Genomic DNA, 11,992 nt, shown 5'->3' with positions numbered 1-11,992 from the left:
GAACTTGCATGAGAATTTATCATGAGGGTATGCGAAAAATGCGCGGCAGAACACCCTGAAAAGCTTTATTTTTCTCAGCTATCAACGTCTGGAAAGGGAAGTGACCGGTGGAACTGCATACGGTTGTCGGTTTAATTGGCGTGTTTTGCTATCTTCTGGCTTATGCGCTGGTTCAAATGCGCAGGCTAGCGGTTGATGCTAACAGTTACGCCTATCTTAATATAATCGGCGGCGTGTTTGGCCTGTATTCGTTAAGTCATGATTTCAACCTTGCATCCTGTATTTCGCAGTCATGCTGGCTGTTATTCACATTAATTGGTATGAATTCTGCGAGAAAACGCAGATATCTGGAGAAAAACAAAATACCGCCAGCCGATGTCAATTCATAATATTTTATTATGACGTCGGATTATTATTATTTTTCATAAATCACTGTGAACATGATCTCGTCAATCCTGCTGAATATTCATTGCCAGACCGGATATCCGGCCTGGCAAATTCATTCACTTTACGGCTGTTTTAACCAGTTAATGACTTTATGCACCACAGGTTTGAGGAACCGGTCCTGCGGCGTCAGCATGTAGCATTTTCCGGCGGCAGCCAGTTTGCCGGGATGTGCGGCGACCAGTTGGCCGTTATTGATGTAATCCTGCACCAGTCCTTCCCAGCCCAGCAAAATCCCATCTCCCAGCACCGCCGACTGCACCAGAAACGGATAGTTGTTGGCCCGCCATGTTCTGCGCGGCGTGACGAAGCTGACGTCCTGCGACGCAAACCAGTCGCGCCAGCCGGTCCATTCGCGTTGCGGGTCATCCTGAATAAGCAATGTCTGTTCAAGTAAATCGGCGGCGCTGGCGTCAGGTGGCATACGGCTGAGGAATGCCGGCGAGCACATCGGATAACAGACTTCGTCAAACAGCGCCTGTACGTGATAACCGGGCGGTGGCTCGCGCAGATAGAAGATAGCCAGATCAAATTCTGATGACTTGAGATCTGAAAAGCTGTCGGAAATCTTCATGCGGATTTGCAGGTCGGGCAGCAACTGGCGCAACGAGGAAAGACGCGACGAAAGCCACAGGCCGCTCATGGCGCTGGTGCAGGCCAGCGTGACCTGCGGCAAACCGTTCCAGCCCATGACTTCCGCCGTGGATTGCGAAATATCGCCCAGTAATTTACGCACTTGTTGCGCATAGGTTTCACCGCGCGGCGTCAGGGTCGTTTTACGCTGGGCGCGCTGGAAAAGCTTACAGCCGAGCATTTCCTCCAGTTGAATGATCTGGCGGCTGATGGCGCTTTGGGTAAGATTCAGCTCGTCGGCTGCCCGGGAAAAACTGCAATAACGCGCCACGCATTCAAAAGCCACCAGCGTGTTCAGTGGCGGTAACGGTTCTATCTGCACGGTAAAAGTGTCTCCGGATGGACGTTTAGCAGTTTTCCAGCATCTGAGAAATCGTCAGGCCCACCTGCTGGATGGCGCGTTCAGTTTTTGCTGTCAGGGGCTGTGCATAATTGATGCGCAGGCAATTGCGGTATTTGCCAGAAGCAGAGAATATCGAACCGATGGCAATTTGCACTAAATGCTCTTCGAGCAGCCGGTTCAGCCGCTGCGTATCCACGCGTTCATCAAGTTCGATCCACAGCAAAAAACCGCCCTGAGGGCGGCTAACCCGGGAGCCGCACGGAAAATATTTCATCACCCAGTCAGTCATGGTGCACAGATTGCGCTGGTACTGGTTACGTATCCGGCGCATGTGCTGCAGATAATGCCCCTGTTTGATGAAATCCGCGATAGCGATTTGTGGCAGCGTAGCCGAGGCGCCGGTGGTGATGTATTTCATGTGCAGCGCACGGTCGTGATAGCGACCCGGCGCGATCCAGCCGACGCGTAAACCGGGCGCCAGTGTTTTGGAAAACGAACTGCACAGCAATACGCGGCCATCTTCATCGAAAGAGGTAATGGTGGCAGGGCGCGGATACTGATACGCCAGTTCACCATAAACATCGTCTTCGATAATGGCGATATCGTAGCGTTGCGCCAGACGCAGCAGGCTTTTCTTACGGTCATCAGGCATGTTGTAACCGAGCGGATTATTGCAGTTGGGCGTCAGTTGTATGGCTTTGACCGGCCACTGTTCCAGTGCCATTTCCAGCGCTTCGAGGCTGATCCCGGTCACCGGATCGGTCGGGATTTCCAGCGCTTTCATGCCAAAACCTTTCAGGGTTTGCATCGCCCCGTGAAAACTCGGCGAATCCACCGCCACGATATCGCCGTGTTCGCAGACCGAACGGATGGCGATAGACAGCGCTTCATGACAACCGGTGGTGATCAGAATATTGCTGGCATCCATATGGCTGCCGCTGTCAATCATCAGACGGGCGATCTGTTCGCGTAATTCTTCTGAGCCGTAAATGCTGTCGTAATGAAACGCGTTGAGATTCTGATGCTGGCCGGCGCGCCCCATCAGGCGGCTGAGGGGCCTGAGCGTGGCAGCCGTGACATCCGGCGAGCCCCGCCCGAGCTGCACCACGCCGGGACGGTGCGGGGAAGTAATCAGTTCGAGTACCTGATCCCACTGGGAAATATCCACCGGACGTTGCGTCGGGCGGCAAACCGCCGGAAGCGCTGCCTGCAAGCGTGCATCTTTGACAAAGTAGCCTGATTTTGGTCGTGCCTCCACCAGCTGTTTTTCTTCCAGCACGCGGTAGGCCTGCTGAACCGTGCTGACGCTGACGCCATGTTCACTGCTTAACACCCGCACCGAAGGCAGCCGGATACCCGCCGGATACAGCCCCTGCTCAATACGGTCACTCAAGACATTTGCCAGATTTTCGTAACGATTCATTATCTTTTCCTCAACGCCTGCGCAAAGAAAGCAGTACAGATGGACACAATCTAACGCTGAATCTGTCATCAGATCCAGATCTGTATGGTCGAAATATAAAAAAACTGAATCTGTAATGTTTTTACTGTTTGTAAGATCCTGATGTCAGGTCGTCAACGGGAGCAGAATATGAAAAATATCATTGAAGAACGGCAGTTTGCCGGATGTGAGACACGCGCTTGTGCTGATATCTTGGGGGCGGATAGGGCAGTACAGATGCCGCAAAAAAAGAGCGGATGGATAAAACAGTTGTTTGCTATCGTGCATGGCTGGAATGAGCGCCGCGTCAGCCGCAAGATTTTGCATTCGCTGAGTGCTGATCAATTGAAAGATATCGGGCTGGCGAAATCGGATATCGACAGAGAGTATCCGAAAGCCATTTGGCCGAACTGGCCTAAATGAAATACCCGTCATCTTTCGTGCGCCAGATGCGTTGGCTGCGCTCATGCGCCCCGGTCACTTACTGATGTAAGTGACCGGGGACTTTCTCACTTGCCGCCTTCCGGGCACCCGAAAGCTATAGGGTATTGGCTTTATTCAGGTATAAAAAAAAGCCCGATCAAATTATCGGGCTTTTTCGTCACTCAAAGCTTTCTTACTTCACCTGCATACCCGGCTGTGCGCCGGAATCCGGGCTGAGCAGGAAGATGTCTTTTCCGCCTGGGCCCGCCGCCATCACCATCCCTTCAGAGATGCCGAAGCGCATTTTACGCGGTGCGAGGTTAGCGACCATGATGGTCAGACGGCCTTCCAGTGCTTTCGGATCAGGATACGCAGAGCGGATACCGGAGAAAATCTGACGGGTTTCACCGCCCAGATCCAGTTGCAAACGAAGCAGTTTGTCTGAACCTTCCACGAAATCAGCGCTCTTGATCAGGGCAATACGCATATCCACTTTGGCGAAATCATCAAACGTGATGGTTTCCTGAATCGGGTCATCGGCCAGCGGACCGGTTGCCGGTACTTTGGCGGCTGCGATGTCTTCTTTCGAGGCATCAACCATCGCGGTGACTTTATCCAGTTCGATACGGTTAAACAGCGCTTTGAACGGATTTACCTGATGCGACAACAATGGTTGGGCAATCGCGTCCCAGTCCAGTGTGGTATTCAGGAAGGCTTCTGTGCGCTCTGACAGTGAAGGCAGAACCGGCTTCAGATAGGTCATCAGTACGCGGAACAGGTTGATGCCCATTGAGCAGATGGCCTGCAGGTCGGCATCACGGCCTTCCTGTTTTGCGACAACCCACGGTGCCTGTTCATCGACATAACGGTTTGCCAGGTCAGCCAGCGCCATGATTTCGCGGATTGCACGGCCTGATTCACGGCTGTCATACGCCTGAGCAATGCTTTCAGCGGCATCGGTGAAGGTTTTGTACAGCGTTTCATCGGCCAGCGTGTCAGCCAGTTTGCCGTCAAAACGTTTGGCGATGAAACCGGCATTACGTGAGGCCAGGTTAACCACTTTGTTCACGATATCAGCGTTAACGCGCTGCACGAAATCTTCCAGATTCAGGTCGATATCGTCGATGCGTGAAGACAGTTTCGCGGTGTAGTAATAACGCAGGCAGTCCGCATCCAGATGGTTCAGATAAGTGCTGGCTTTGATAAACGTGCCACGCGACTTGGACATTTTTGCGCCGTTGACGGTGACATAACCGTGCACAAACAGGTTGGTCGGCTTGCGGAAACCGCTGCCTTCCAGCATGGCAGGCCAGAACAGGCTGTGGAAATAAACGATGTCTTTACCGATAAAGTGATACAGCTCGGTGGTGGAATCTTTTTTCCAGAACTCGTCAAAATTCAGGTCACTGCGGCGGTCGCACAGGTTTTTGAATGAACCCATGTAGCCGATTGGCGCGTCCAGCCAGACGTAGAAATATTTGCCCGGCGCATCAGGAATTTCAAAGCCGAAGTATGGCGCATCGCGTGAGATATCCCACTGTTGCAGACCATGCTCGAACCACTCCTGCATTTTGTTTGCCACTTGTTCCTGCAACGCGCCCGAACGGGTCCACGCCTGCAACATCGCGCTGAATTTAGGTAAGTCAAAGAAGTAGTGCTCGGAATCACGCAACACCGGCGTCGCACCGGAGACCACAGATTTCGGGTCAATCAGTTCCGTCGGGCTGTAGGTTGCGCCACACACTTCACAGTTATCGCCGTACTGATCCGGTGATTTACATTTCGGGCAGGTGCCTTTAACGAAACGGTCTGGCAGGAACATGCCTTTCTCAGGATCGTACAACTGCGAAATGGTGCGGTTTTTGATAAAACCGTTTTCTTTCAGACGACCATAAATCAGCGCAGACAGCTCACGGTTTTCGTCGCTGTGCGTGGAGTGATAGTTGTCGTAGCTGATGCCGAAGCCGGCGAAATCTTTCTGATGCTCCTGGCTCATTTCGGCAATCATCTCTTCCGGCCTGATACCGAGCTGCTGCGCTTTCAGCATGATCGGGGTGCCGTGTGCATCGTCCGCACAGATGAAATGCACTTCATTGCCGCGCATTCGCTGGTAACGGACCCAGACGTCAGCCTGGATGTGCTCGAGCATGTGACCGAGATGGATGGATCCGTTGGCGTACGGAAGTGCACAGGTTACCAAAATTTTTTTCGCGACTTGAGCCATAGTAAGAGCTTGCTTTCTGTAGTTGAAATCAGGGGCATTGATGTTAACCGAAAGCGCCGCCCCGCGTAAACAAACGGGGGATCTCCTTACGTGTGTTCTGTTATGCTTATGGATAGATAAATAGTCTGATAACCCCCTTTCAAGGAGCCGGGATGACATCTCAATCCCCACAGCAGACCACACCCGCAGGGCTGCGCGCACTCGTGACCGGCGTACTGGCCACCTTCCGCCATTCCACACTGCAAAAAGATTTGCCCGCGATGAAAGCGTTGCATCACTGCGTGTTAATGGATGACGTTTTACATATTGATCTGACCCTGCCGTTCGCCTGGAACAGTGGTTTTGATGTATTAAAAGAACAAACCAGCAGCGAATTGTTGCGGGTGACCGGTGCTTCGGCCATTCAGTGGAATCTGCGCCACGATATTGCCACCATCAAACGGGCAAACGATCAGCCGGGTATCAAAGGTGTGCGCAATATTCTGGCGGTCAGTTCGGGTAAAGGCGGGGTAGGGAAATCGACCACGGCGGTGAACCTGGCGCTGGCGCTGGCAGCAGAAGGTGCCAAAGTCGGTATTCTGGACGCCGATATTTACGGCCCGTCAGTACCGAATATGCTGGGCACTGAGGAAGAACGCCCGACCTCGCCGGACGGCGTGCACATGTCGCCGATTATGGCACACGGCCTGGCGACCAACTCGATTGGCTATCTGGTGACGGATGAAAATGCCATGGTGTGGCGCGGGCCGATGGCCAGTAAAGCGCTGATGCAGATGCTTCAGGATACGCTGTGGCCTGATCTGGATTATCTGGTCATCGATTTGCCGCCGGGTACGGGTGATATTCAACTGACGCTGTCGCAAAACATCCCGGTTACCGCCGCCTTAGTGGTCACGACGCCGCAGGATATTGCGCTGCTCGATGCAATGAAAGGCATCGTGATGTTTGAAAAAGTGCATGTGCCGGTTCTGGGGATTGTAGAGAACATGAGTATGCATGTGTGCAGCAACTGCGGGCATCACGAACCGATTTTCGGTACCGGTGGCGCACAACGTCTGGCTGAGAAATACCGCTGTGATTTACTGGCGCAATTGCCGCTGCATATTTCGTTGCGTGAAGATTTAGATCGTGGTGAGCCAACAGTTGTTTCCAATCCTGAAAGTGAATTCACGGCAATTTACCGTGAGCTGGCGGCAAAAATTGCGTCACAACTGTTCTGGAAAGGCGATGCCATCCCGACAGAAATTGCCTTCAGAGCCGTTTAATCCCCCAACTCTGTGAATTATTACCTGATGTCAGCGATTACACAGCCTTAACGCTGGCATCGGGCAGTGTGTTGTACTTATAATTGGCGCGTTCAAAGCATATATCTGTGCTTGCCTTCCAACTTCCAAATCAGGTCTTTAATTTTATGTCTGACAAATTCCATCAGTGTGTCATCGTGGGTATCGCTGGCGCATCTGCTTCGGGAAAAAGCCTCATCGCCAGTACGTTATACCGTGAACTTCGTGATCAGGTCGGTGATGAGCATATCGGGGTGATCCCGGAAGATTGCTACTATAAAGACCAAAGTCACATGACCATGGAAGAGCGGGTCAAAACCAACTACGACCATCCCAGTGCGATGGACCACAATTTGCTGTTCCAGCATTTACAGGCAATGAAGTCTGGTCAGGCGATTGAATTGCCAAGCTACAGCTTTATTGAGCATACCCGTCTGCCTGAGACGGTGACCCTTAAACCGAAGAAAGTGATTATCCTGGAAGGGATCCTGCTCCTGACCGATGCACGTTTGCGTGACGAAATGAATTTCTCCATTTTCGTCGATACTCCGCTGGATATCTGTCTGATGCGCCGTATGAAGCGTGACGTCAATGAACGTGGTCGTTCGATGGATTCTGTGATGGCGCAGTATCAGAAAACGGTTCGTCCAATGTTCCTGCAATTTATCGAGCCTTCAAAACAATACGCAGACATCATTGTGCCGCGCGGCGGCAAAAACCGGATTGCGATTGATATCCTCAAGGCTAAAATCAGCCAGTTCTTCAATTAATCGCGGAACAATCCGTTAAAACCATACCGGAGATACGATGAGACTTTGCGACCGAGATATAGAGGCCTGGCTGGACAGCGGCAAATTAGGTATTTCACCCCGTCCTCCGGTCGAACGGATTAATGGTGCAACGGTAGATGTGCGTCTGGGTAACGGATTTCGCGTTTTCCTCGGGCACAATGCGGGTTATATCGATCTGAGTGGCCCTAAAGACGAAGTCAGCGCTGCACTCGATAAAGTGATGAGTGATGAGATTGTGTTGCCGGAAGGCGAGGCGTTCTTCCTGCATCCGGGCGAACTGGCACTGGCGGTGACCTTTGAGTCTGTCACCATTCCTGACGATCTGGTGGGCTGGTTGGACGGACGCTCTTCACTGGCGCGTCTCGGGCTGATGGTGCACGTGACCGCACACCGCATTGATCCGGGCTGGCAGGGGCGTATTGTTCTCGAGTTTTATAATTCAGGTAAGCTCCCGCTGGCGCTTCGCCCGGGAATGTTGATTGGCGCGCTGAGTTTTGAACCGTTATCCGGTTCTGCTGCACGGCCATACAATAGCCGTCAGGACGCGAAATACCGCGACCAGCAAAGCGCTATTGCCAGTCGTATTGATAAAGACTGATTCTGTTTTTTATCCGTTTACCGGATAAAAACGTGAGGAAGGCATGAGAAGACTCCTGACAACACTGGTGATTTTACTGGTGGTTATCATTGCCGGTATGACTTCGCTGGTATTCCTGATTAACCCGAACGATTTCCGCCAGTACATGGTAGAGAGGGTCGAGGTGAAAAGCGGCTATCAACTGGCTATCAACGGTTCCCTGCGCTGGCATGTCTGGCCGCAGCTCAGCATCATTGCCGGACAGACCTCTCTGACCGCGCCTGGGGCTAAGGCACCGGTTGTCAGCGCTGAGAACATGCGGCTGGATGTCAAACTCTGGCCTCTTATTTCTCATCAGCTCGCGGTTAAGCAGGTTCTGCTGAAAAACGCCGTCATTCGTTTAACGCCGGAAACGGAAGAGAATCAGCCCAATGCACCGGTCGCACCTTCTACGCCAACGCCTGTTGCGCCCGGCGCATCCGAACTTGAAGCGGGCTGGAAATTTGATATTGATAAAATCAGCGTGGCTGACAGTTTACTCATCTGGCAGCGCGGTGATGACGAGCAGATCAACGTGCGTGATATCAATCTGGAAATGGAAAAGAATGACAACCGTCAGGCTAGTATCCAGCTTTCAAGTCGCATAAACCGCGACCAGCGCGATCTGTCGTTCACCATGAAAGCCGACCTGGATATGCAGCACTATCCGCAGGCTGTCTCTGCCAGCATCAGCAAGTTCACTTATCAACTGAACGGTGCCGATATCCCGGTGAAAGGCCTTCAGGGGAATGGTTCCATGCAGGTGAGCTATCAGCGTGATAACAATATGCTGACGCTGAACCAGCTGGCGCTGTCGGCCAATGATAATCAGATCTCCGGCACGGCCTCTGCGAAGCTGGGAGAACTGGCGGATTATCAGCTCAATTTAACCGCTGATAAGCTTGATCTTGATGCGCTTTCCGGCTGGCAGCCTGATACGCAGGAACAATCGTCGCAAACCGCGCAGTCTGTGACGTCAGCACCCGTTATCGCCCGTGATGTGGATGAACAGCCAAACGGGCTGAATGATTTGCAAACCTTCAATGCCACCCTGGCGCTGAAAGTTGCTGATCTCACTTATCGCGGTATGAAAATCCAGAACCTTGCCCTGAATGCGGTCAATCATCAGGGCCAGGTTTCCTTGCCGGCATTTAGCGGCAACCTGGGAACAGGGCGCTTTTCTCTGCCAGGCACCCTGGATGTCACGGGGAATAAAATTCAGGTCCATCTGACACCGGATGTGGACAGCATTGAACTGGGTGATTTACTGACAGCTTACGGGTTACCGAAAGTCCTTACCGGGAGCTTCTCTATGCAAGGGAATGTTAACGGAGAAGGGTTGTCGGCCGTTGATTTTGCACGGCGATGGCAAGGCGAGGGGCAGCTTTCAATGGATAACGCGCGTCTGAATGGCCTTAATATTCAGCAACTCATTCAGCAGGCGGTCAGCCGTAATACCAGTAATGTTCAGGGACTTGAAAAGTATGAGCACTATAGCCAGATCGATACGCTGAAAGCGCAGGGACATCTGGCCGAAGGTACACTGACGCTGAATAATCTTGAAGGTCAGTCGCCAATGGTGTCTGCGAAAGGTGACGGAACAATCGATATGTCGAATCAAAAGGTGGATATGAACCTGCTGATCCGCGTTACCGGTGGCTGGAAAGGTGACAATAATCTGATCAATACCCTGAAAACGACAGACATCCCGTTGCGGGTTTACGGACCCTGGGCTCAGATGGGATATCAGCTGCAGGTGGACCAGATACTGAGGCGTACGTTTGAACAAAGCGCTCGCAGCGCCCTTCAGAACTGGGTCGACAAGCGTAAGGACAGTAAAGAAAAAAGCGATGTTGAGAAATTACTCAACAAGTAATCTCTTTTCTAAGCCAATTCTGAGCATAAACAAAACGGGGTGCCATCGCAGGCACCCCGTTTTGTTTACAGGAGTGAGTCAGACTTCGTAATCGTCTTCAGAGGCGGTATCAGGTGGCGTAATCTTCACTTTTAAAATACGGTGACTGCTGACTTCTAAAGGCTCAAACAGATAGTCATTAATGTGTATCTGTGCGCCCACCTGCGGGATACTTTGGGTATATTCCATCAGCAGACCGGCCAGCGTGTGATATTCCCTTTTTTCATCCACCGGCAGGGAAATATACATCACCAGATCGTCAAGCGGCATGTAGCCGTTGGCTATCCAGCTTCCATCCTCCTGCTGCTGGATATCATGCCGTGCATCAGGCGTTTCGTCAGACTCTGGCAGGTTACCGGCAATGGTTTCCATCACATCCGTCAGGGTCACGATCCCTTCGACAGAACCAAATTCATCGACCACGAAAGCAAAATGCGTTTTTGCCTGGCGGAATTGTTCGAGGGCCATCAGCAGAGAAAGCTGTTCCGGGAAAATCAGGGGCTGGCGGATCAGCGCCTTAAGATCCAGTTCATTTTGCAGCAGTTGTTGTTTGAGCAGGTCGACAACGTGCACAACGCCCAGCGGTTCGTCGGTGGAGCTGTCTTCGGTGACCAGCATACGGGTATGTTGGTTATCAGCGATTTGCTGCGTCAGCACGTCGACAGGGTCATTAAGTTCAAGATGGTCTACATCATGGCGGGAGGTCATGACGCTGCTGACAGTGCGTTGCCCGAGTCCCAGCACGCGTTCAATCATGTGACGCTCCTGCTGGTTGAAAATCGCATCTTCTTCGTCAGCGCTGTCTGCAATCATGTTTGAAGAGTGAGCATCAAGTTCGGCTTCTTCATGTTTGCCACGCAAGACGCGCAATACGGTTTCTGCAGTGCGCTCGCGCAGAGAGCGCCGCGAGGATAAAAAGCGTTTGCGGTTAAACTGTGCCAGTTGGTTCAGCCCTTCAATGATCACGGAGAAACCGATCGCGGCATACAAATACCCTTTCGGGATAACATAGCCAAAACCTTCGGCAACCAGGCTAAAGCCGATCATCAGCAGGAAACTGAGACATAAGATGACGATAGTCGGATGCGCATTCACGAAACGTGTCAGTGGTTTACTGGCGAGCAGCATCAGGCCGATAGCAATACACACCGCCACCATCATGACGGCCAGATGCTCAACCATCCCGACTGCAGTAATCACCGAGTCGAGTGAAAAGACCGCATCCAGCACGACAATCTGAGCAACGACCGGCCAGAATTTAGCACCGCGCTGCTGATGGCTTTGTTCTTCATCTTTGCCTTCGAGTCGTTCATTAAGCTCCATCGTCGCTTTGAACAACAGGAATATCCCCCCCGCAAGCATAATCATATCGCGCGCGCTGAACGGATGCCCGAGCACGGCAATAAGAGGGCGGGTCAGTGTCGAAAGCCAGGAAATGCAGGCCAGCAGAAGTAAGCGCATGACGAGGGCCAGTAAAAGCCCGGTGACGCGAGCCTTGTCACGCTGCTGACGCGGAAGTTTTTCCGCCAGGATGGCAATGAAAATGAGATTGTCTATCCCCAGGACAATTTCGAGAACTACCAGGGTCGCAAGCCCGGCCCAAATCGAGGGATCGGCGATCCATTCCATATTGCGTTTTTCACCTTTGGTTACACGACAGCTGTCGCATGGTGAATAATGGGCGCCAGCGCTACAAATTTCAAATCTAAAACAGCGGTCTAGGCAAACTGGCAAGGGGGCCCAGGGGAAGAAGGATGAGATGTGATAAAAAGCCGTCAGGACTGATTTGGAAAGCAGCAAGTTACGATTATTAAATCACCGAACAGGTATAACATTCCTAAAAATAAGCCTTTAGCTTACTGTTTGGTGCGGCTTACTG

General features: G+C 52.1%; 10 protein-coding genes. 6 read left to right on the top strand and 4 right to left on the bottom strand.

From position 1 onward, the window contains the following. Positions 1–107 precede the first annotated feature (107 nt). The gene (locus DXU84_RS12930; protein ID WP_013575058.1) at positions 108–389 is read left to right on the top strand and encodes a hypothetical protein; all 282 of its coding nucleotides are present in this window, start codon (positions 108–110) and stop codon (positions 387–389) included. Between the two features lie 119 nt (positions 390–508). On the opposite strand, the gene DXU84_RS12925 is transcribed toward DXU84_RS12930, so the two are convergent. After that, complete coding sequence (locus DXU84_RS12925; protein WP_015689689.1) at positions 509–1,399, bottom strand: LysR substrate-binding domain-containing protein; 891 nt, start codon at positions 1,397–1,399, stop codon at positions 509–511. Between the two features lie 25 nt (positions 1,400–1,424). Then, positions 1,425–2,843 (bottom strand): PLP-dependent aminotransferase family protein, encoded by a 1,419-nt coding sequence (locus DXU84_RS12920; RefSeq protein WP_013575060.1) that lies wholly within the window; start codon positions 2,841–2,843, stop codon positions 1,425–1,427. A 168-nt stretch (positions 2,844–3,011) separates the two neighbouring features. Between DXU84_RS12920 and DXU84_RS12915 the strand changes: the two genes are divergently transcribed. Continuing rightward, complete coding sequence (locus DXU84_RS12915; RefSeq protein WP_013575061.1) at positions 3,012–3,284, top strand: DUF1127 domain-containing protein; 273 nt, start codon at positions 3,012–3,014, stop codon at positions 3,282–3,284. A 193-nt stretch (positions 3,285–3,477) separates the two neighbouring features. Here the strand turns inward: DXU84_RS12915 and metG are convergent, their stop codons facing one another. Next, a complete protein-coding gene (metG, locus tag DXU84_RS12910) occupies positions 3,478–5,667 on the bottom strand; it encodes a methionine--tRNA ligase (RefSeq protein ID WP_255425905.1) in 2,190 nt (729 codons plus the stop codon). Between metG and apbC the strand changes: the two genes are divergently transcribed. The 4 genes from apbC to asmA all read left to right on the top strand — a co-directional run bounded on the left by apbC (position 5,661) and on the right by asmA (position 10,074). Beyond that, positions 5,661–6,773 (top strand): iron-sulfur cluster carrier protein ApbC, encoded by a 1,113-nt coding sequence (gene apbC, locus DXU84_RS12905; protein ID WP_013575063.1) that lies wholly within the window; start codon positions 5,661–5,663, stop codon positions 6,771–6,773. The two genes, metG and apbC, sit on opposite strands and share 7 nt — an antisense overlap. 146 nt (positions 6,774–6,919) lie before the next feature. Beyond that, a complete protein-coding gene (gene udk / locus DXU84_RS12900) occupies positions 6,920–7,561 on the top strand; it encodes a uridine kinase (protein WP_013575064.1) in 642 nt (213 codons plus the stop codon). Between the two features lie 37 nt (positions 7,562–7,598). Beyond that, positions 7,599–8,180 carry a dCTP deaminase gene (dcd, locus tag DXU84_RS12895; protein WP_013575065.1) on the top strand — a complete coding sequence of 194 codons (582 nt, stop codon included), beginning with the start codon at positions 7,599–7,601 and terminating at the stop codon, positions 8,178–8,180. 43 nt (positions 8,181–8,223) lie between these two features. Next, complete coding sequence (gene asmA, locus DXU84_RS12890; protein WP_013575066.1) at positions 8,224–10,074, top strand: outer membrane assembly protein AsmA; 1,851 nt, start codon at positions 8,224–8,226, stop codon at positions 10,072–10,074. Between the two features lie 78 nt (positions 10,075–10,152). Here asmA and DXU84_RS12885 read toward each other — a convergent pair whose 3' ends face one another. After that, complete coding sequence (locus DXU84_RS12885; protein WP_013575067.1) at positions 10,153–11,742, bottom strand: TerC family protein; 1,590 nt, start codon at positions 11,740–11,742, stop codon at positions 10,153–10,155. Between the last annotated feature and the right edge of the window lie 250 nt (positions 11,743–11,992).

Origin of the sequence: Rahnella sp. RcJ3, assembly GCF_009498575.1 — a bacterium.
GTDB lineage: Bacteria > Pseudomonadota > Gammaproteobacteria > Enterobacterales > Enterobacteriaceae > Rahnella > Rahnella aceris.
This window is presented reverse-complemented; position numbering and strand designations above follow the sequence as displayed.